Below are 22,711 nucleotides of genomic sequence, written 5' to 3'. Positions count from 1 at the left end.
ATGGATTTCCGATTTACCTCCCTGCAAGGCCATATTGTGGCGCAATGTTCTATGGAACATATTGCGCTGGCGAATTGGTTCAACACCGAAGTGCGGTTAAATTCCCCATTAATTTCTACCGCACTGGCGGAAACCGTAAAAGCAAAAAATTATAACGGTGCCCAGGAAACCCGCCTCATCGGCACGGAATACAGTCTGTTTATTCGTGCCGATGAAGTCGTTATAAAAGCGAACAATCTCTGCATTGCAGATAACCAAGAACGGGAATTGGAGCAGAATTTCCATTATTACGATGCGGAAAGTATCGCATTTTGCGGTTTAGAAGATTTCGAACATTTCTTACGTTCTTATCAGGACTTTATTCGATAGCCCATCCGCTTTACTCATCCCGATAACCGCCCCGCCCATTAACAAAGTGCGGTTATTTTTTTACTTGTTTTTTAGAATAATATGCTAAAATTCTTTCGTTCCTGAGAAAAATGAACGTTAAAAATGGCATTAAACATGGCAGACGAAAAACAAAATAATCCTAAAAAGCCTAACGACAACGCAAAAAACACAACGTCTTGGAGAAAAAGCCGAAAAATGACCGCCTTAAAAGTCGCATTTACCGGCGCAGTATTATTTGCGTTTTACGGCATTTATTTAGACGGGCAAATCCGTTCCAAAATGGACGGACAAGTCTGGCGTTTACCTGCCGAAGTATACAGCCGGATTCAGAGCATCCGTTTGGCGGACAGACTGACGCTTGAGCAAATCAAACGGCTCTTACTTGATAACGATTACCGCCAAACCACACTGGTCGCCGCACCGGGTGATTTCAAAATAGAAGACAATACCATCGTATTGCTACGACGCGCCTTTCCTTTTCCCGAGCATCCCGAAGCACAACGGGTTTTCCGTTTGCGTTTCGACGGCAATAATAAATTGGCGGTCATTGAAGATTTAATCAATCTGAAAGCTATCGACGAATTCCGCCTGGCACCGAAATTAATCGCTATGCTGCAATCGGAACAAGAAAAAGAAGAACGCTTGGCAATACCGCTGCAAAATTACCCGCGCTTGTTAATTGACACGCTGCTCCTCACCGAAGACCGGCGTTTTTATGAACACGGCGGCGTCAGTCCGCTGGGAATCGCACGTGCCATGTACACAAATTTCCGTGCCGGTCATACCGTTCAAGGCGGCAGTACGCTAACCCAACAGTTAGTGAAAAATCTATTCTTAACCAACGAACGGTCTCTCAGCCGTAAAATCAACGAAGCCTTTATGGCGATTATGCTGGATTTACGTTATGACAAAAATACCATCCTTGAAACCTATTTGAACGAAGTTTATCTCGGACAAAACGGTGATTCGCAAGTACACGGTTTCGAATTGGCAAGCCATTTTTATTTCGGATTACCGGTTCGTGAAATAAAACTGGATCAAATCGCACTTTTGGTGGGCATGGTAAAAGGTCCGTCGTTGTATAATCCTTGGCGTAATCCGAACAATGCCGTCGAACGGCGCAATGTCGTACTGCGTTTAATGCTGGAACACCGAATGATCGACCAGGAATTGTACGATACGCTCAGCAAACGTCCTCTTGGCGTACAAGATCGAGGAAAAATCGCTCGCCGTTATCCTGCATTCATTCAGGCAATGCAGACGGAATTACGGGCGAATCTGGGCGAGAACCGTGAAGGCCGCTTACAAGGTGCGCGAATTTTCAGTACATTGGATCCGAAACAGCAAAGCTATGCCGAACAAAGCGTAATCAACGCCACTGCGGAATTACAGTTACGTACTAAAAATTCGGCATTACAGTCCGCAATCGTCATTGCCGATTATAAAAAAGGTGAAATCCGCGCCATAGTGGGTGGCACCCAAACTAATTATGCGGGTTTTAACCGCGCCACTATGGCACAGCGACAAATCGGTTCGTTGGTAAAACCATCCGTTTATTTAACCGCACTTACGCAACCGGAATCTTTCCGCTTAAATACGCCGTTAAACAATCGTCCGATTACGATTAATGTAAAAGGCAGTCCGCCTTGGCAACCCCGTAATTATGACAAACATTACGGCGGTTCCGTCCTGATGGTTGACGCGCTGGCACGCTCTCTTAATATTCCGACTGTAAATCTAGGGATGAAAGTCGGTTTGAAAAAAGTCATCGAAACCCAACAGGCAATGGGCTGGGATAAAGTAAAAATTCCCCGCGTACCCTCTATGTTGCTCGGCTCATATTCCATCTCGCCTTACGACGTGACGAAACTTTATCAGGTTATCGCCAACAACGGCGGAAAGATTCCGCTTTCTACCATTGAAAGTATTAACGATCGCCAAGGTAACGTTATTTATCGACACAACACCGAAGCGGAACAGGTCGTGCCTGCCGAAGCGGCGTTCCAAACCCTTTACGCTATGCAACAAGTAGTGGAGCGCGGTACCGGCCGCAGTTTACAGAAAGACCATGCGAACCTGCATCTGGCGGGGAAAACCGGTACTACCAATGATGCGCGCGATACCTGGTTCGTCGGTATCGACGGTGAAAATGTCACGACGATTTGGCTGGGACGCGATGACAACGGCGAAACTAAACTTACCGGCGCCAGCGGTGCATTATACTTATATAAAGATTATTTAAAACGTACCGAGGCAATACCGCTAAAACCAAACAAACCTAACGACATAAAATGGGTAGGAATTAACAGCTACGGCGGCTGGGATTGTTATAGCCCCGTCAGAAATATTCCGGTTTGGGCGGATAAAAACCAGAATTTTTGCATTAGTGCCAGACCGGCAGTGGTAGAGGCTCAACCGGGCGGTGCCGCTCCGATTATCGTACAACCCGCACAACCCGTCGCTCCGCAATATGTTCCGATTGAAGATGCCAAACCGGCGGGTTAATCCGTCTGCTTGTCAAATCATTCGATGAAAGCCCATCCAAAGTGCGGTCAAATCCGACCGCATTTTTATGCCCGCAAACCTCTTATAAAATCAATTCCCGCCGCCATAAAAAACAGGCAAAAAAAGACCGCACTTTCATGCGGCCTGATTCATTCGGAATATAAAGAATTAGCCTTTGTAGTTATAAATGTGAGCTACTAAGTCCAATACTTTGTTTGAATAACCGGTTTCATTATCATACCAAGATACTAACTTCACGAAAGTATCGGTTAATGCGATACCGGCATCAGCATCAAATACGGAAGTTAATGCGCAACCGTTAAAGTCCGTAGAAACTACAGCATCTTCAGTGTAACCTAAAACGCCTTTTAATTCGCCGTTGAAAGTTTTACCTTCAGCCGCATCCTTGATTGCCGCTTTGATAGTTTCGTATGAAGCGGCTTTTTCCAAGTTAACGGTTAAGTCAACGACAGAAACGTTTGGAGTAGGAACACGGAATGCCATACCGGTTAATTTACCGTTTAATGCAGGTAATACTTTACCTACGGCTTTAGCGGCACCGGTTGATGAAGGAATGATGTTTTGAGCCGCACCGCGACCACCGCGCCAGTCTTTCATTGAAGGACCGTCAACTGTTTTTTGAGTTGCCGTCGTTGCGTGAACCGTTGTCATTAAACCGTCTTTGATACCGAAGGTTTCATGGATAACGCGTGCTAACGGTGCCAAGCAGTTAGTTGTGCAAGATGCGTTAGATACGATATCTTGACCGGCATAAGCATTAAAGTTAACGCCGCGTACAAACATTGGAGTTGCGTCTTTAGAAGGACCGGTCATAACTACTTTTTTCGCACCGGCGGTAATATGTTTACGTGCGGTTTCGTCAGTTAAGAATAAACCGGTTGCTTCCACTGCGATATCAACACCGATTGCCGCCCAGTTTAAGTTTGCCGGATCACGCTCAGCCGTTACACGGATTGTTTTGCCGTTAACTACTAAGTTACCGTCTTTCACTTCAACCGAACCATCGAAACGACCGTGAGTTGAATCGTATTTTAACATGTACGCCATGTATTCAACGTCGATTAAGTCGTTGATACCTACAACTTCGATATCATCGCGTTGTTGTGCGGCACGGAATACGATACGACCGATACGACCGAAACCATTGATACCAATTTTAATTGCCATAAGATTTTCACCTTCTTTTTAAGTTAAACAAAATTATTACAGTCCGATTTACTCATTATTGAGTATCTAGCTGTCACCTTTGCGATTATAGCACGGTTTCTTTTCAGAACAATCCAGACTATGGAAATAACTATAACAGATAAGTATTTCGTGATCTATGTCAAATTTTTCTTGTACAAATTCTAAACACTTAAAAATCTTAGAAAATTTAACCGCACTTTTATACAAAATTTGGCATAATGAAACAAAAAAGAACAGAGGTAAAACCATGTCTCAAGGTAATTTATACATTCTTTCCGCCCCAAGCGGTGCGGGGAAATCATCGCTTATTACGGCATTATTGGAAAAAGATACGCGAAACTCAATGATGGTGTCCGTTTCCCATACGACTCGCCGTCCCCGTCCCGGCGAACAAAACGGCGTACATTACCATTTTGTGGAAGTTGACGAATTCGAAGCACTGATTGAACAAGGGGCGTTTTTAGAGTTCGCCAAAGTGTTCGGCGGTAATTATTACGGCACTTCACTACCCGCAATCGAAAAAAATCTCGCCGCCGGTATTGATGTTTTTTTGGATATCGACTGGCAGGGCGCCCAACAAATCCGCGAAAAAGTACCGAATGTCAAAAGCATTTTCATTCTTCCGCCATCTTTACAGGAACTGGAACGGCGTCTTATCGGACGGGGACAAGACAGCGCCGAGGTAATCGCCGAACGCATGTCGAAAGCGATAGATGAAATTTCTCATTACAACGAATATGATTATGTGATTGTAAACGATGATTTCCAACAGGCATTGGCGGATTTAGTTCATATATTGCGTGCGGAAAAATTAACATTAACTTACCAAGAAACACAAAATCACGCATTAATTCAGGAATTACTGGCAAAATAGACCGCACTTTAGTATTATTAACAATCCGTTAAAACGAACTTAAAAGAATAAAATTGGAGTAAATAATTATGGCGCGCGTAACAGTGCAAGATGCAGTGGAAAAAATCGGTAACCGTTTTGATTTAATTTTAACCGCAGCCCGTCGAGCAAGACAGCTACAGTTAAACCATCGCGAACCATTGGTGCCGGAAGATAACGATAAACCGACAGTGATCGCATTACGGGAAATCGAAAAAGGTTTAATCAACAATGACATTATGGATGCGCAAGAACGTCAGGATGCGTTAATGCAGCACCAAGCGGAAGATGCCGCCGTATCTTTATTGACGGCTTAATTATTACTATTAATTTAAATTTAAAGTGCGGTCGATTTTTGAATAATTTTAAGGGGGACTTATGGATTTGTTTGAACCTTTAGAGCATATTATTCAGGAATATTTGCCTCCCGAGCAAATCGAATCAGTGAAACGGGCTTTCCTCATCGCCCGCGACGCTCACGAAGGACAATTTCGTTCCAGCGGCGAACCGTACATCACCCATCCCGTCGCCGTCGCCGCTATTATTGCGCAAATGCGCCTCGATCATGAAGCGGTTATGGCGGCACTCCTGCATGATGTTATCGAAGATACTCCCTATACCGAAAATCAGCTTGCCGCAGAATTCGGACAAAATGTTGCCGAAATCGTGGACGGCGTGTCTAAATTAGATAAACTGAAATTTCGCACCCGCCAGGAAGCACAGGCGGAAAGTTTCCGTAAAATGATTCTCGCCATGACGAAAGATATTCGCGTGGTGCTGATTAAACTTGCCGACCGTACGCATAATATGCGGACGTTGGGTGCTTTGCGTCCGGACAAACGCCGCCGTATCGCCAAAGAAACGTTAGAAATTTACAGCCCGATTGCTCATCGTCTCGGCATCGAGCATGTAAAAAATGAACTGGAAGATTTATGCTTTCAGGCCATGCATCCCAAACGTTATGCCGTACTGAACAAGGTAATTGAAAATACCCGCGGCAATCAGCACGAACTCATTGAACCTATTCTGGAAGAACTGGAACAACGCTTGCGTGCCGCCTATATTCCGTCACGGGTATATGGGCGCGAGAAACCGTTATATTATATTTATAAATCCCTGCGCCAACGGGAACAAAAATTCCGTTCGATTCTGGATATTTACAACTTCCGCGTGGTCGTTACTACCGTAGACGACTGTTATCGGGCATTAGGTTGTATTCACAGTTTCTATAAACCGAGACCGGGGCAAATTAAAGATTACATCGCAGTGCCGAAATCCAACGGTTATCAGGCATTACATACGTTCACCATCGGGCCGAAAGGCGTGCCGGTTGCCGTACAAATCCGCACGGAAGAAATGGATCAAATCGCAAAAATGGGGGTGACTGCGCACTGGGTTTACAAGCAAGACGGTAAGAACGACGGCACCACCGCCCAAATTAAAGCGCAAAACTGGCTGCAGAATATCATTGATTTACAACAAAGTGCGGGCAACTCTTTTGAATTTATCGAAAGCGTTAAATCCGATTTATTCTCTCACGAAATTTACGTATTCACGCCTAAAGGACGAATTATCGAGCTGCCCGAAGGTGCGACACCGGTGGATTTCGCCTATGCGGTACATACCGATGTAGGTAATTCTTGCGTCGGTGCAAAAGTGGAACGTGCCGATTATCCGCTGTCTCAACCGTTAGTTTCGGGGCAAACCGTCGACATCGTCACCGCACCGAATGCCAAACCGAGAGCCGGTTGGTTAAATTTCGTAGTAACCGGACGTGCTAAATCGAAAATACGTCAAACCCTAAAAACACTCGAAAATCCGACCGCACTTACCGGTAATAAACTACCGCTTCATTATGCGAAATGCTGTCACCCGATTCCGGGCGATCCTGTTGCCGGTTACGAAAATGCGTCTAAAGAAATTACCGTACATCATCAGCAATGCGCCAATTTACGCCGGCATAACGATCATCTCGTAGCCGTATCGCTGGATAACGAACAAAACGAATTCGAAGTGGAATTACGCATTCAAATGCAAACGCAATCCACTTTAGGGCGGCTGATGAACGCGATTTCCGCCGCACAAAGCGCAGTGCACAGCATCTGGACTGAAGAGGCGGATGAAAAAAGTCTGGCGATTTTATTAGTCACGGCAAAAGACACGGAACATTTAGCGCGCATTGTGCATCTTATCCGGCGCGTATCCGGCGTAACCGCCGTTAAACGTAATATTAACGCCTGACCCGAACAAAAGCGATGACAAACCAATTACTTGATGCCGTTCCTCTCACTACACTGTCAGGTGTGGGAACGGCGATCGCTGCCAAATTAAGCCGAATCGGCATCAATAATTTACAGGATCTGCTTTTCCATCTGCCTATCCGTTACGAAGATCGAACACACATCACTCCTATCGCCGATATTCGTCCCGATCAATACGCCACCATCGAAGGCATAGTGCAAACTTGCGACGTGCAGTTCGGACGTCGCCCGATTCTAACGGTTAGCCTGTCTGACGGCAGCTCAAAAATCATGCTGCGTTTTTTCAATTTTAATGCCGGTATGCGCAACAGTTTTCAGATTGGCGCACGGGTAAAAGCTTTCGGTGAAATCAAGCGCGGTCGGTTTATGGCGGAAATTCACCATCCCGAATATCAAATTATTCGCGATAATCAGCCCATTCAACTGGAGGAAACCCTCACTCCGATTTACGCCGCCACCGAAGGCTTAAAGCAAGCCTCCCTGCGTAAACTGACGGAGCAGGCGCTGGCACTACTGAATAAAGTCCAACTGACGGAAATATTACCTGACGCATTTAATCCGTATCCGTTCAGTCTGAAAGATGCATTGCATTTTCTGCACCGTCCGCCGCCGGACGTATCGCTGGAAATGCTGGAAAAAGGACAACATCCTGCACAAGTGCGGTTAATTTTCGAAGAATTATTGGCTCATAATCTGGCTATGCAGAAAGTGAGAGTCGGTACGCAGCAGCATTATGCCGTACCGTTGGTTCATCAAACGGATTTAAAACAACGTTTTCTGGCGCAACTGCCCTTCCGCCCCACCAACGCTCAGTTGCGCGTTACTGCCGATATCGAGCGGGACTTAGCGCAATCTTATCCTATGATGCGGTTGGTACAGGGAGACGTCGGTTCAGGTAAAACTTTAGTTGCAGCCTTGGCCGCCATTGCCGTTATCGATAACGGCAAGCAAGTGGCGTTAATGGCGCCGACAGAAATCCTGGCGGAACAGCATGCGGAAAACTTCCGTCGCTGGCTGGAACCCTTTAATATCCGCGTAGGCTGGTTAGCCGGTAAAGTGAAAGGCAAAGCGCGACAAGCTGTGCTGACTGAAATTCAGCGCGGTGAAGTACAAATGGTGGTCGGTACCCATGCACTGTTTCAGGAAGAAGTGAAATTTGCCGATCTCGCCTTAGTGATTATTGACGAACAACATCGATTCGGCGTTCATCAGCGTTTGATGTTACGTGAAAAAGGCGAAAATTCGGGTATTTATCCACATCAATTGATTATGACCGCCACCCCGATTCCCCGCACCTTAGCCATGACGGTTTACGCCGATTTGGATACCTCCGTCATCGACGAACTCCCGCCGGGACGCACGCCCATCACCACGGTGGTCGTATCGGAAGAACGCCGAGCGGAAATTGTCGCCCGCGTACATAACGCCTGCACCAATGAAAAACGCCAAGCCTATTGGGTGTGTACGCTTATTGAGGAAAGTGAGGTATTGGAAGCCCAAGCGGCGGAAGCTACGGCAGAAGATTTACAAAAAGCCTTACCCCATTTACGTATCGGGCTGGTTCACGGGCGCATGAAACCTGCCGAAAAACAAGAAATCATGGCACGTTTCAAAGCTGCGGAGCTGGACCTGTTAGTTGCAACGACAGTCATCGAAGTAGGTGTGGACGTACCTAATGCCAGCTTGATGATTATCGAAAACGCCGAACGCCTGGGTTTGTCACAGTTACACCAATTACGCGGACGGGTCGGACGAGGCAGCACGGCCTCTTTCTGTGTATTAATGTACAAACCGCCGCTGGGCAAAATTTCCCAAAAACGATTGCAAGTTTTACGCGACAGTCAGGACGGCTTCGTTATTTCGGAAAAAGATCTGGAAATCCGCGGACCGGGCGAAGTGTTAGGTACCAAACAAACCGGTATAGCCGAATTCAAAGTGGCGAATTTAATGCGTGATCGCCGTATGATCCCGACAGTACAGCATTACGCCAAACAGCTTATCGTGAAACATCCTGACATCGCCGAAGCTTTGATTAAACGCTGGCTGAACAACCGCGAAATTTACAGTAACGCCTGATATCGATATTTCGCAAAAAACGTTTCAAAAACAACAAAAAAATCGACCGCACTTTGAATCGGTTATCAAAGTGCGGTCAAAAAATACGATGTTTTTGATCGAAATTATTACAGCGCTTTCAGAATATCATCCACACGTTCTTTGGCATCGCCGAATAACATTTGGGTGTTTTCTTTGAAGAACAATGGATTCTGCACGCCGGCGTAACCCACCGCCATTGACCGTTTAAATACGATCACATTTTGCGCTTTCCATACTTCCAGCACCGGCATACCGGCAATCGGGCTGTTCGGATCATCCAATGCCGCCGGATTCACCGTGTCATTGGCACCGATAACGAGAACCACATCGGTATCTTCGAAATCATCGTTGATTTCATCCATTTCCAGCACCACATCATAAGGCACTTTGGCTTCCGCCAATAATACGTTCATATGTCCCGGCAAACGTCCCGCCACCGGGTGGATACCGAAACGCACGTTCACACCGCGCTCACGCAGTTTTTGGGTCATTTCCGCCACCGGATATTGCGCTTGCGCAACCGCCATACCGTATCCCGGCGTGATAATGACCGAACCGGCGTTTTTCAGCAATTCCGCCACTTCTTCCGCCGTTGTTTCGCGATGTTCGCCCTGCTCTGCATCGGAAGCAGAAACCGTATCATTACCGAAACCGCCCGCAATCACACTGATGAAAGAACGGTTCATGGCTTTACACATAATGTAAGACAGAATCGCACCGGAAGAACCGACTAGTGCGCCGGTGACGATAAGCAAGTCATTGTTTAACATGAAACCTGCCGCGGCAGCCGCCCAACCGGAATAGGAATTCAACATGGAAACCACCACCGGCATATCCGCGCCGCCGATAGAGGCCACCAAGTGCCAACCAAAGGCAAGAGCAATTGCCGTCATCAACAAAATCGGGAAAATATTTTCCGGATTATTTAAGAATGCCGCCATCAGCAACGCCGAAACCACTAATGCCGCTAAATTCAATTTATGACGATGCGGCAACATGAGTGCTTTGGAATTGATAATACCGCGCAATTTACCGAATGCCACTACGGAACCGGTGAAAGTTACCGCCCCGATGAAAATGCCCAAAAATACTTCCACATTGTGAATATTATTTAATACGGCCTGTTCCGCATCAAAGGCTTCTTTTGCCGCTTGTTGCGCCGCTTCACTGACGAATGCCGTACCGACCGGCGCCACAAATTCCGGTTCGATATGCAACCCGAAACTGTTAAAACCGACTAAAACGGCAGCCAAACCCACAAAGCTGTGCAAAATCGCGACCAATTCCGGCATTTCTGTCATTTCCACTTTTAACGCACGGTGAATACCGATGATCGCACCGATAATCATGGCTACGATAATCCAGAACTGACCTTCGGTTTGCGGTCCGAAAATTGTTGCGATTAACGCAATGGTCATCCCCACGATACCGTACCAGCAACCCGCTTTCGCCGTTTCATGTTTAGAAAGACCCGCCAGGCTCATAATAAACAGTAATGCCGATACAATGTATGCGGCTTGCACTAAACCTACTGACATTATATTTCTCCTTAACCTTTTCTAAACATGGAAAGCATACGCTGAGTGACTTTGAAGCCGCCGAAGATGTTAATGCTGGCAACTAAAATCGCGATAAACGCCAGAAGGCTGACATAGAAACTGCCCTGTGCAATTTGCAATACCGCCCCGACGATAATAATGCCCGAAATGGCATTGGTTACCGCCATTAACGGCGTATGCAACGCATGACTGACGTTCCACACCACGTAATACCCCACCACACAAGACAACACGAATACCGTGAAGTGAGATAAGAACGCCGCCGGCGTCACTGCCGCCAGCCACAGGAACAGCACGACGATTGCCGCCATAATACCGTATTTCACCCGCGGATTCGTCGGTTCTTTTTCTTTCTTCTCCACCGGAGCCGCCGCCGCTTTTTGTTGCGGTTGAGCGGAAACCTGAATCGGCGGAGCCGGCCAAGTCACTTCACCGTCGCGAATAACGGTTACGCCACGCAACACCACATCTTCAAAATTAATATCGATTTGACCGTCTTTATTCGGCGCCAGTAATTTCAACAGATTAACCAGATTCGTTCCGTAAAGCTGAGAAGACTGGGTCGGCAGGCGTGCCGGAAAATCCGTATAACCGATGACTTTTACCTGATTTTCCGTGACAACCACTTCACCCGCTTTGGTATATTCGCAGTTACCGCCGGTTAACGCCGCTAAATCCACAACCACCGACCCCGGTTTCATGGAATCCACCATTTCCTTGGTAATTAAACGCGGAGCCGGTTTGCCCGGAATAGCGGCAGTGGTAATGATAATATCCACGTCCTTCGCCTGTTCCGCATAAAGTGCCATGGCACGACGGTTAAATTCTTCCGACATCACTTTAGCATAGCCGTCGCCCGAACCGCCTTCTTCTTCGAAATCGATTTCCAGGAAATCGGCGCCCATGGATTTAACTTGCTCTTTCACTTCGGGACGAGAGTCAAAAGCACGTACGATAGCACCCAAACTGTTTGCCGCGCCGATAGCCGCCAAACCGGCGACCCCCGCACCAATCACCAGCACTTTCGCCGGCGGCACTTTACCTGCCGCAGTGATTTGTCCGGTAAAGAAACTCCCGAAGGCATTCGCCGCTTCAATGACGGCGCGATAACCTGAAATATTCGCCATGGAAGACAAAGCATCTAGCGCCTGAGCCCGGGAAATGCGCGGTACCGCATCCATTGCCAGCACATTAATTTTTTTCGCCGACAATTTTTCCATTAACTGCGGATTCTGCGCCGGCCAAATAAAGCTGACTAAGGTTGCGCCGTCTTTCATCAGCGCTATTTCCTCATCCGTCGGTGCATTCACCTTAAAAATAATATCCGCATTCCAGACATCCTGTTGGGAACCCACGGACGTACCGGCTGCGGTAAAGGCGTTATCCTCAAAACTCGCTTTAAAGCCGGCATCGTTTTCGACGATGACATCAAAGCCGAGCTTTTTAATCTGTTCAACGGTTTTCGGCGTCGCCGCCACGCGAGTTTCACCGTTGAGCCGTTCTCTTGGTACACCAATTAGCATAATGTTTCCTTCATTTGTTTGGTGATATTTCGTTTAAAGCAACCTGACGACCGCTTCAAACCCCCATAAGTCTCAAAACCCAGTGTTTCCACTTTATCATTAAAAACAAGAAAAAAGAAAAGTATTTTTGCCACAAAAAGCAATTAATTTAAAAGTGTAAACCGATTAAATTCCATCGCAAAAATGCACAAAATTCTGACCGCACTTTTTTATCCCGACGTAGGTTATTGAACGGATTGGATTTTACGAATTTTAACCCTAAGAAAACTTTTAACGTAAACTATTTTCAATTACAATAACCGTCCTTTAATTCCAAAACCTGATTGTTGAAAAAATTATGTTTACCGTTACCGATGTCACTTTCAAAGTGCCCTCCCGAACATTGCTATTCCCGATTTCCCTTTCTTTTAAACAGGGAAAAGTATACGGCTTAATCGGACATAACGGTTCCGGCAAATCGACATTGATCAAATTGCTTGCCAAACAAAATCCCTATTCTTCTGGCTTAATCACCTTCAACAATAAACCATTGCCGCAATGGACATCTCGAGAATTTGCCAAACAGGTTGCCTATTTGCCGCAGAATTTACCGCAAGCGACGAATTTAACCGCCCGAGAACTGATCGCCATGGGGCGTTATGCCTGGAACGGTTTATTCGGCACCGACAAAAAGAAAGATACGGACGCCATTAATCGCGCGCTAAACCTTACGCGAACGGAAAAATTTGCCGATCAACTTGTGGATACCTTATCCGGCGGAGAACGTTCCCGAATTTGGCTTGCTATGCTGCTTGCCCAACAAAGTCGTTTTTTGCTGCTTGACGAACCCTTGGCGGCATTGGATATCGCTCATCAGATTGAAGTGATGGAGTTGGTGACAAAATTAGCTCACGAGCTGAATTTGGGCATTATTATCGTGATTCACGACATCAATCTCGCCGCACGTTATTGTGATCACCTCATTGCCCTGCATAACGGCAAATTACTGGCGCAAGGTAATGCTTTCGATATGGTGAATACGACTAAGCTGCAGGAAATCTACGGCGTACGTCTGAATGTTATTGCACACCCCGAAACCCGACGTCCGGTGAGCTTTTACTAATGCGCATGCGGTTTAACCTTTTGCCGGCTTATAAACTGTCTGCCAAATGGCTGGCTGTTCTGCTTGCATGCTTGGCTTTGCCGCTGCAAGCCGCCTCGTCTCATCTCCGCATTGCCACGCTGGACTGGACGGTCGCCGAAACGTTAATCGCATTAGGTGAGCCGCCAATCGCCGTAGGTGATGCCAAAAGTTATCATCAATGGGTGACACAACCGCCATTGCCGATGAATACATTGGATCTCGGTGTAAGAATGCAGCCGAATCCGGAGTTGTTAATTCCACTGTCGAAAACAAACCGAAAAACCTCACTAATCTTTATTAATACCGGTTTTTACGCATCCGCCGCACCGTTACTGCAAAAATTCGCCGAACAGGTTCATAGCGTAAATTTCTACGGTGAAGGCGACGCCTGGCAAAATATCCTCACCGCAAGCAAACAGGTCGCCGTTCTCATTAACCGCCCGCAAGCCTTCGAGCAACTTATGCAACGTTATCGGCAAAAACTCGCCGAAATCCGACCGCACTTACAGCCTTACCGTGATCGTCCTCTGGCGCTGGTGCAGTTTATCGACAGTCGCCACTTGCGTATTTACGGCAAGAACAGTCCTTTCGGCGCGGTGTTGACACAACTCGGCTTGCGTAATGCCTGGGCGGGTTCGCAAAATATTTGGGGATTTGAAACCATCGATGCCACCCGACTGGCAAAACTGCCGAAAAACAGTCGTTTTGTCGTGATTAAGCCTTATCCCGTCAATATTCCGACGGCATTAAAATACAATACCTTATGGCAACGTCTGGCAATGGCGCGTGATCCGTTAATTTTGCCCGCTATTTGGACATTCGGCGGAATCCCGTCGGCACAACGCTTTGCGGAAGCCTTGGCAAACGGGCTGCAAAACGGAGGTGAAACATGGTAAAAAAACGTTTTATCACCTTCGGTGCATTGAGTTTTATCCTGTTTACCGGATTATTGGTTTTCCTGTTGCATAGTCAACTGCCCGCTACGGTATATTTCACCCGATTATGGGCAGCCGATGACAACCTTGAGATTTTATTAATAAACAGTTATACCTTGCCTCGAATCGGTATGGCTGTGTTGGCGGGCGGGCTTCTCGGCTTTGCCAGTTTATTGCTACAACAGGTAACGGCGAATCCCCTTGCTTCGGATAACACGCTGGGCATCAGCAGCGGCGCTCAATTCGCGTTATTTCTTTGCGCTATAGTCATGCCGGAACAATTGGAAAACGGCTCCGCCGTTATTGCCGTTTTAGGTGCGGCATTCAGCCTGATATTGGTGCTGACCCTCGCCATGCGGAAATCCATGTCCCCGTTATTATTGATTTTAGCCGGTTTAGTGATAAATCTGTATTTCGGTGCTTTTTCATCCATGATGATGTTATTTTATCCCGAAGAATCCCGCGGTTTAGCGCAATGGGGTGCCGGTTCGCTGGTTCAGGAAAGCTGGCGGGACAGCCAAGTGTTATGCCTGCAAGCCATACCGGCTTGCGCGATTATCGCTTTATTAATTCGTCCGTTAACTATTTTGACACTGAACGATGCTAATGCGCAAAGTTTGGGCGTGCCGGTGGGAAAACTACGTTTAATCGGCGTAGCCGTAGCGGCATTCTTAATTGCCGCCGTGGTGTCCGCCGTAGGAATGTTAGGTTTTTTGGGGCTTGCTTCCGCCACCATCGTGCGCCAACTCGGCGTACGAACCTTAAAAGGGCAGCTGGCTGCGTCATTCGTTACGGGCGCATTGTTGCTTGGCATAACGGATTTGTGTCTGCAACTGCTAGCGCAATTTAAAGGAATTAGTCTGCCAACCGGTGCCGTCACCGCCCTGCTCGGCACACCGTTGCTGCTTTGGTTAATGTTTCGCGCACTGTCGCATACCGGGCGTTTACAATCACAAACGGTAGAAAAACGACGAAATTTTTCACCGCACTTTTTTGCCATCATCCTTATTTTATTAATAATTTCCACCGTCACCGCCTTAATGTTAGGACAGAGCCTACAAGGCTGGCATTGGCTGGACATCGCTGACCAATGGGATCGGCAAATTTTTGTCTTACGCTATCCGCGCGTGCTAACCGCTTTATCCGTCGGAATTTTACTTGCCGTAGCCGGTGTCATTCTGCAGCGGCTAACCCTTAACCCGATGGCAAGCCCCGAACTGTTAGGCGTTTCATCCGGCACGACAATGGGCATTCTGGCGGTAATATTCCTGTTTTCCGCACAACAAACTCAATGGTTCTGGCTGGCGGGTATTCTAGGCGCGTTGATTGCGCTGTTTATTCTGGTCGCAATTAATCAACGTCAGGGCATGTTGCCGGAAAAAGTGCTACTGACGGGGATCAGTCTGTCCGCCTTATTGGATACGTTACAGCGATTAGCCATTGCCGGCGGTGATCCGCGCGTAAATCAATTAATCGCCTGGACATCGGGTTCCACGCAAAATATTCACCAGGATTTTGCGCTCGGTTATCTCTGCCTCAGTTTGTTGCTGTTAGCGGCAAGTTTAATTTTTTGCCGTTGGTTGGAACTGCTGGCATTACAAACGCCAATGGCGCAGGCTTTAGGATTAAATTTACCACGCACCCGTTGGATCCTAATATTTTTTACGGCAATTTTGACCGCACTTGCCACCCTGATTATCGGTCCGCTGACCTTTATCGGCTTATTGGTACCGCAAATCACCACGCTATTAGGGGTGAAAAGGGTGCGCAATCAATTATTGATTTCCGCTTGTTTAGGCGGATTCATTATGATGTCTGCGGATTGGCTCGGCAGACAGATTTTATTTCCCTATGAAGTGCCGGCAGGATTGGTCGCTACACTCATCGGCGGAACTTATTTTTTACTGACGGTAAGAAAAATTTAATCGTTAACTTTAGGAAAACAATCATGAAAAGAGCTTTCATCAATACTAGTATTGTAAGTGCGTTAGCACTTACCGCGTCTGCAGCTATGGCGGAAGAGACCGAACAACTGAACGAAATTGAAGTGGTCGGTTCCGTTGCCAAAGCAGGCAAAGTAGACTACATGACGCCGAAATCCGTCGATGTAATCGGCGAACAGCAAATCGCCGATGAAAACGCGCAAAAAGTGGATCAGGCTCTGCGCTATCAGGCGGGGATTGTCACCGAACCTTACGGCGGCGATAACGACACCGATTGGTTTAAAATCCGCGGTTTTGATGCGTCGATGACATTAGACGGCACGGCGTTGGGTAAAAACGGTTTCTTCGTATGGTTACCGAACACTTACGGTTTAGAAAGTATTGAAGTAGTGAAAGGCGCCGATTCCTTCACTTACGGCGCAATGGAAACCGGTGGTATTGTGAACTTAGTGAGTAAGCGTCCGGGCAAAGATCCGAAAGGCGAGATCAAACTGACTGCCGGCAATAAAGATGAACGCGGTATCGGTTTCGATGTCAGCAATAAATTTACAGACAATTTACGTTATCGTGTAGTAGGCGATTACAACAAACGCCACGGACAAGTGAACGGCACCTGGCTGGAAAGCTATTACTTCGCACCGAGTTTGACTTGGGACATCTCCGACAAAGCGGCATTCACTTTACTGGCAAGCGTACAAAAAGACGTAGGCGTGCCGGTTAATCCGTTCCTGCCGGCTTACGGTTCGTTAATCGACACACCGAACGGCACGATTAAACGTGGCATTAATCTAGGAGAACCGGATCAGGATTACACCGATCGCAGCCAATATTCTATCGGTTACGAATACAACAACAAATTCGCCGAAGGCTGGACATTTGCGCAAAACTATCGTTTCAGTCGTTTGAATATCGATCAATATAATACCTTTGCATGGAGTTCCGACACAATTTCCAACGCTTATCGCGGCTATTCTTACACCGTCGGACATACCACCAATCACACGATTGATAACCGTCTCAGCAAAGCCTGGAAACTCGGTGATGTGGAAAATCTCACTACGGTGGGCGTGGATTATCAACATTCCGAAACCAAAGGGTTGAATAACGGTTTTGGTACGGTAAATCCAATCAATATGTTCCACCCGGTGTATAACCAAACACCTTACAACCCAACGGGAACCGATTACAATCTGAAAAGTATTCAGTTAGGCTTATATGCGCAAAATCAATTACGTTACCAAAATCTGACATGGAACGTTTCCGCGCGTCACGATAAAGCCCGTGCCGACTCGGAAGCCAACGGCGCCGATACCAGTTACAATGTCAGTCATAACTCTTATTCCAGCGGATTGATGTATCAATTCGACAACGGCTTAGCACCTTATGCAAGCTATAGCGAATCCTTCCGAGCTATTGCCGGCAATGACGGTTACGGTCGCGCATACAAACCTTATGAAGGTAAACAATACGAAGTGGGTTTAAAATATTTGCCGAGCTTTGTAGACGGTACTTTCTCCGTCGCATGGTTTGATCTGGAAGAAAAAAATACCTTGGTGAACGATCCGTCTCAAATTCAAGTGCAAGCCGGCAAACAAACCAGCCATGGCGTAGAAGTGCAAGCCAACCTGGCTTTCAGCGACAACATTTCAGGGCAATTCGCCTATACTTATACCAAAGCAAAAACCGATTTAGCCTACAACCAAACCGTACGCACCGCATTAATTCCGCGCCACGCTTATTCGGCTAAATTAAATTACCGTTTCACCGACAATCTGCTTAGCGGTTTAACCGTCGGTGCGGGCGTTCGCTATACCGGTTCAACGGTGGACGAACAATATTACAAAGGTTATAAAGTCGGTAACTACACTCTTGCCGATCTTTTCGCCAAATATGAATTTGCCGATAACTGGATTGCACAACTTAACGTAGACAATCTGTTCAACAAAAAATATCTCGCCAGCTGTAGTTATTACTGCTACTACGGCGAAGGTCGTAAATTAACGGCTAATCTGACTTACAAATTCTAAATACGATAAAAAAGAAAGGCTTATTGCATTCGACAGTAAGCCTTTTATTTTCCTTTCCGCTGAAAAATTTCAATCGAAATAACCTTTTTCCCGTTATACTATAATAAAAAATTCATCACAATCAGGAACCGACTATGCAACTGCCTCTTCTTCAACCCGCGATTTTTATTCGTCGTTACAAACGTTTTATGGCGGATGTGGAATTGCCGAACGGCGAAATTCTGACTATCCACTGCGCCAACACCGGCGCCATGACGGGTTGCGCGGAAAAAGGCGATACGGTTTGGTATTCCGATTCAAAAAGTACTACAAGAAAATATCCTTGTTCCTGGGAACTCACACAACTGTCGAACGGCAGTCTGGTTTGCATCAACACCCATCGTTCAAATCAGTTAGTACACGAAGCCCTGCAAAATAAAGTGATTAAAGAACTCGCCGACTATTCGGAAATTTACCCTGAAGTCAAATACGGCGAAGAAAACAGCCGAATCGACTTCTTGCTGAAAGGCGAGGGTTTGCCCGATTGTTATGTGGAAGTGAAATCCATCACCTTGGTGAAAAACAGCATCGGTATGTTTCCCGACGCCGTCACCACGCGCGGACAAAAACACGTGCGCGAATTACTGGCTATGAAAAAACAGGGCCATCGTGCCGTAGTGCTATTTGCCGGCTTACATAACGGATTCGATTGTTTCAAAATCGCCGAACATATTGACCCCGAGTATGACCGCCTGTTAAAAGACGCCATGCGACAAGGGGTGGAAGCTTACGCTTACGCCGGAGCATTTGAAAAAACACAAGAAATTCCCACCGCCCTTTCGCTCACCGGTAAAGTGCCCTTTATCGAATGACGGAATATATTGGTAAACACATGATAAAAAGTGCGGTCGAAATTTCGTTTATTTTTTGATTAAAAAATACTTAAAATTTCGACCGCACTTATCGGTTTTAACAACTGCCGTTTTTGCCGTCACAACGATCACAACCGCAACATAGTTTGTTTTTCGCCGCTTCAGACTTAAACACGAACTTGCGTAATACATACAATATACACAAGCCGACGATGATCCCCACAACGATATATTGTCCCATTTTAGAAAACCCTTATGGAAATTTGATAGACCAAAAACGAAAAGACATAAGCTAACGCAAACAAATAACCTGCAATCATCAAGGTTTTCTTCGTCGAGTTAACTTCCCGTTTAATTACCGCCAGCGTCGCCATGCACATCGGCGCATAAACGTACCAAGCTAAAAAAGCCAGCGCCGTCGGAATTCCCCACTGTTCGTGCACAATCGGTATTAACGCATTCTGAACGGCTTCATCGGAACCGCTCGCCGTCACCGCATAAACCGTCCCCAACGCCGCAACCACTACTTCACGGGCGGCAATACCCGGGATCATCGCGATACACATTTGCCAAGTGAAACCTAACGGGGCAAAAATCGGTTGAATAAGACTACCCAGCATACCGGCAAAACTGTAATCAATCGCCGCGGCTGTCGCACCTTCCGGGGTTCCCGGAAAACTGACTAACGCCCATAAAATCACACTTAAGGCAAATATAACCGTACCCGCCCGTTTCAGGAAAGCCGCCACTTTATCCCACAAACTTGCAAAAATATGTTTGAAATTAGGCAAACGAAACGTCGGCAATTCCATTAACAGCGGGAATTGACGGATACTGCCTTTTCGATGTGCCAGCCGTTTCATAATATAAGCGACTAATCCCGCAGATAACACACCGATAAAATATAACCCGAATAAAACCAACCCTTGCAAGTTAAAAACGCCCCAAACCGTTTGTTCCGGAATCACCGCGCCGATAATCAAGGCATAAACGGGCAGCCTTGCAGAACAGGTAAGAATCGGCGCAATAGCAATAGTGACCAATCGTTCACGGGGATCCTGAATGGTTCTGGCAGACATTACCGACGGCACCGCACAGGCAAAGCTGGATAACAAAGGTATGAACGCCCGTCCGGATAGTCCGCTGAGGGATAACAGATTATCCAGCAGAAACGCCGCACGCGGTAAATAACCCGAGTCTTCCAGCAACAGAATAAACGCAAACAAAATGGCAATTTGCGGAACAAATACCAAAACGCTGCCTACCCCGGCAATCACGCCGTTTAACATTAAATCCTGCAATATGCCTTCCGGCATTAAAGCGGCGACCGACTCTCCCAGATTGGCAAAAAGTTCTTCAATACAATCCATAATAGGCGCCGACCAGGAATAGACCGCTTGAAAGACGAGCAATAAAATCAGCGATAACAGCACAAATCCCCAAAACGGATGTAAGGTGAGACGATCTAACTTTTGGTGCCATTGCGGCATCACCATTTCGCTTTTGATCGTTTGTGCCAGAATATCTTCTACCTGCTCATATAAAGTATTACTATCAAGCGATTCCAACAGTTGCGCCGCTTGTTCAGCGTTAATTTTCGCACTATTTCGCGACAGATTGGCGATAGCGTTTTTTACGCCGCGAATGCCGTCGCGCCGAATTGCTACCGTTTCCAGCACAGGAACCCCCAACAGTTCGCTAAGTTTTTTCTCATCAATCCTTAAACCGCGGGAACGGGCGACATCAATCAGATTTAACGAAACCACCATAGGCAGCCCGAGCATTTTTAATTCCAGCACCATACGCAATGTCATGCGTAAATTGGTTGCATCGGCAACGGCGATAATACCGTTAATTTTTCTGCCGTATTTCCCTAAAATTTCATCTCGGGCGACGGCTTCGTCAAGCGTCGTCGTGCGTAAACTGTAAGTACCGGGCAAATCAATAATGCGCACCGAAGGATCATCAACGAACACCCCTTCACGCCGTTCAACCGTGACACCGGGATAATTAGCCACCTTTGCATGTGAACCCGTTAAGCCGTTAAAAAGTACGGTTTTCCCACAGTTCGGCGCACCGACTAAGGCAAAACAGGTCTGGTTATCTTTATTCATTATGTTACTTTAGCTGACCATTAATAATGAGAAAATCATTAGTGTATTCCATACCGAATACATTGATTAGTTATTTATTTGATATCACAGAGAATTTTACTTGCTTCCGCAGCACGTAAAGAAAATTGAGAGAGGTTACTTAACCTTACGGCAAAAGGGCCTTTGCCAAAAACACCGACAGCTACCACTTCCAGCGGCATACCTTTAGAAAAGCCTAAATCCGCCAAACGACGACCGACCAGCGCATCCAACTCGCCAAATTCATGATTAGCGACGATAGAATCAATACATGCGACCTTTCCTTTGGTTAATTGGGATAAAGGAACAACCATTATAATATCTCCGTTTTAGCTTATTTATCCGAGGAGAGAATTATACATCGACATCAAGCATAATAAATGATAATTATTACTAATTTTGATTTTGATCAGTTTTTAGAGGGCATTAATCTCTTTCGCCGTCAGCCTAAAGAAGCTCAGACGGTTGTTTTTATCAGCCATCGCTGTACTTTTTAATGATGCCGCCTTTCAAGCGAAGCAGCCTTGCATGTTAACGTCCATTCCACCTTGCACGACAATCAGTCCGGATTGCTCTTCCACTTGAGCGTAATTGACTTTCCCTTTGTTCATGGAACTGCCGGCATAAGCGTTACTGCCCGAACCGTAAACGGCAATACTTGCACCCGCATTGGCTTGGCTTTGTTTGCTGTCGTAACGGTTGCTGTCCTGAAGGCTTTCGACGGTGAGATTACCGCCGATGTCCGCATGCAGTTTGTTCGCATTCACCACCGCACCCCGTAATGCGGTGTCTTGTCCGGAATGCAGGCTGACTTGGCTGCCCGTAATATGCGTGTTCACCTGTGTTATCGTGTCGCTGTTTTCCCTGCCTTTGCCCACTGCGCCCGAACCTTCGATACCGAAGCCGTAACTGCCGTCGCTTTTGCCGGCGAACACACCCGCCGACCAACTGCTGTTTTTGCGGTCGGTGCGGTGGGTTTCGCTATTTTGCACGGATGTCAGCAACAGGTTTCGAGCCTATGATAGCGCGCGTCTCCCGACGTGTGCTCTAATGAAGTGACTACAACAGATTGGTGTTAAAAGCACGCGTCAGGAGACGCGTTATCAAGGGGCTGCGCCATAAGATTGGCGGAGGTGTTGACCTTATCGCTTTCATCGGTGGTCATCGGCGGACTAGATAGCTCTAAACAAAAAATCCCCTTTTAAGTTTATAACCCATTGAATATAAGATTTCTTCATAATTATTCTTATACTTTTGTTTAAAC

18 protein-coding genes are annotated in these 22,711 nt (G+C 46.7%); 11 read left to right on the top strand and 7 right to left on the bottom strand.

Going from position 1 to position 22,711, the window contains the following annotated elements:
* Complete coding sequence (locus tag ASUC_RS05340) at positions 1–369, top strand: YacL family protein (protein ID WP_012072772.1); 369 nt, start codon at positions 1–3, stop codon at positions 367–369.
* A 135-nt stretch (positions 370–504) separates the two neighbouring features.
* Positions 505–2,895 (top strand): penicillin-binding protein 1B, encoded by a 2,391-nt coding sequence (mrcB, locus tag ASUC_RS05335; protein ID WP_041834751.1) that lies wholly within the window; start codon positions 505–507, stop codon positions 2,893–2,895.
* A gap of 168 nt (positions 2,896–3,063) precedes the next feature.
* On the opposite strand, the gene gap is transcribed toward mrcB, so the two are convergent.
* On the bottom strand, positions 3,064–4,083 hold the full coding sequence (gene gap / locus ASUC_RS05330) for a type I glyceraldehyde-3-phosphate dehydrogenase (RefSeq protein ID WP_012072770.1): 1,020 nt from the start codon (positions 4,081–4,083) through the stop codon (positions 3,064–3,066).
* Positions 4,084–4,351: 268 nt separating this feature from the next.
* Between gap and gmk the strand changes: the two genes are divergently transcribed.
* The 4 genes from gmk to recG all read left to right on the top strand — a co-directional run bounded on the left by gmk (position 4,352) and on the right by recG (position 9,333).
* On the top strand, positions 4,352–4,978 hold the full coding sequence (gmk, locus tag ASUC_RS05325) for a guanylate kinase (protein ID WP_012072769.1): 627 nt from the start codon (positions 4,352–4,354) through the stop codon (positions 4,976–4,978).
* 68 nt (positions 4,979–5,046) lie between these two features.
* Positions 5,047–5,313 (top strand): DNA-directed RNA polymerase subunit omega, encoded by a 267-nt coding sequence (gene rpoZ, locus ASUC_RS05320; protein ID WP_012072768.1) that lies wholly within the window; start codon positions 5,047–5,049, stop codon positions 5,311–5,313.
* A 61-nt stretch (positions 5,314–5,374) separates the two neighbouring features.
* Entirely contained in the window at positions 5,375–7,237 is a 1,863-nt protein-coding gene (locus tag ASUC_RS05315; RefSeq protein ID WP_012072767.1) for a RelA/SpoT family protein, read from the top strand.
* Positions 7,238–7,251: 14 nt separating this feature from the next.
* A complete protein-coding gene (recG, locus tag ASUC_RS05310; RefSeq protein ID WP_012072766.1) occupies positions 7,252–9,333 on the top strand; it encodes an ATP-dependent DNA helicase RecG in 2,082 nt (693 codons plus the stop codon).
* A 107-nt stretch (positions 9,334–9,440) separates the two neighbouring features.
* Here the strand turns inward: recG and pntB are convergent, their stop codons facing one another.
* Both pntB and pntA read right to left on the bottom strand, forming a co-directional pair.
* The gene (gene pntB, locus ASUC_RS05305) at positions 9,441–10,892 is read right to left on the bottom strand and encodes a Re/Si-specific NAD(P)(+) transhydrogenase subunit beta (RefSeq protein WP_012072765.1); all 1,452 of its coding nucleotides are present in this window, start codon (positions 10,890–10,892) and stop codon (positions 9,441–9,443) included.
* 11 nt (positions 10,893–10,903) lie between these two features.
* Positions 10,904–12,436 (bottom strand): Re/Si-specific NAD(P)(+) transhydrogenase subunit alpha, encoded by a 1,533-nt coding sequence (pntA, locus tag ASUC_RS05300; protein WP_012072764.1) that lies wholly within the window; start codon positions 12,434–12,436, stop codon positions 10,904–10,906.
* Positions 12,437–12,773: 337 nt separating this feature from the next.
* Between pntA and ASUC_RS05295 the strand changes: the two genes are divergently transcribed.
* The 5 genes from ASUC_RS05295 to sfsA all read left to right on the top strand — a co-directional run bounded on the left by ASUC_RS05295 (position 12,774) and on the right by sfsA (position 19,315).
* Positions 12,774–13,538, top strand: a complete 765-nt coding sequence (locus ASUC_RS05295) for an ABC transporter ATP-binding protein (protein ID WP_012072763.1) — start codon at positions 12,774–12,776, stop codon at positions 13,536–13,538.
* Complete coding sequence (locus ASUC_RS05290; protein ID WP_012072762.1) at positions 13,538–14,455, top strand: iron-siderophore ABC transporter substrate-binding protein; 918 nt, start codon at positions 13,538–13,540, stop codon at positions 14,453–14,455. The genes ASUC_RS05295 and ASUC_RS05290 overlap by 1 nt, the downstream gene beginning before the upstream one ends.
* Positions 14,449–16,419, top strand: coding sequence for a Fe(3+)-hydroxamate ABC transporter permease FhuB (gene fhuB, locus ASUC_RS05285; protein ID WP_012072761.1), 1,971 nt, complete (start codon positions 14,449–14,451; stop codon positions 16,417–16,419). Before ASUC_RS05290 ends, fhuB begins: the two co-directional genes overlap by 7 nt.
* Positions 16,420–16,442: 23 nt before the next feature.
* On the top strand, positions 16,443–18,464 hold the full coding sequence (locus ASUC_RS05280; RefSeq protein ID WP_012072760.1) for a TonB-dependent siderophore receptor: 2,022 nt from the start codon (positions 16,443–16,445) through the stop codon (positions 18,462–18,464).
* Positions 18,465–18,598: 134 nt separating this feature from the next.
* A complete protein-coding gene (gene sfsA / locus ASUC_RS05275) occupies positions 18,599–19,315 on the top strand; it encodes a DNA/RNA nuclease SfsA (protein WP_012072759.1) in 717 nt (238 codons plus the stop codon).
* Between the two features lie 97 nt (positions 19,316–19,412).
* Here sfsA and ASUC_RS11115 read toward each other — a convergent pair whose 3' ends face one another.
* From ASUC_RS11115 to ASUC_RS05260, 4 genes are all read right to left on the bottom strand, one after another.
* Positions 19,413–19,556 (bottom strand): FeoB-associated Cys-rich membrane protein, encoded by a 144-nt coding sequence (locus ASUC_RS11115; RefSeq protein ID WP_012072758.1) that lies wholly within the window; start codon positions 19,554–19,556, stop codon positions 19,413–19,415.
* 1 nt (position 19,557) lies between these two features.
* A complete protein-coding gene (feoB, locus tag ASUC_RS05270; protein ID WP_012072757.1) occupies positions 19,558–21,429 on the bottom strand; it encodes a ferrous iron transporter B in 1,872 nt (623 codons plus the stop codon).
* A 74-nt stretch (positions 21,430–21,503) separates the two neighbouring features.
* Positions 21,504–21,761 carry a FeoA family protein gene (locus ASUC_RS05265; protein WP_012072756.1) on the bottom strand — a complete coding sequence of 86 codons (258 nt, stop codon included), beginning with the start codon at positions 21,759–21,761 and terminating at the stop codon, positions 21,504–21,506.
* Positions 21,762–21,956: 195 nt separating this feature from the next.
* Positions 21,957–22,451, bottom strand: a complete 495-nt coding sequence (locus ASUC_RS05260) for a hemagglutinin repeat-containing protein (protein WP_041834617.1) — start codon at positions 22,449–22,451, stop codon at positions 21,957–21,959.
* Between the last annotated feature and the right edge of the window lie 260 nt (positions 22,452–22,711).

This window comes from Actinobacillus succinogenes 130Z, from assembly GCF_000017245.1.
GTDB lineage: Bacteria > Pseudomonadota > Gammaproteobacteria > Enterobacterales > Pasteurellaceae > Exercitatus > Exercitatus succinogenes.
This window is presented reverse-complemented; position numbering and strand designations above follow the sequence as displayed.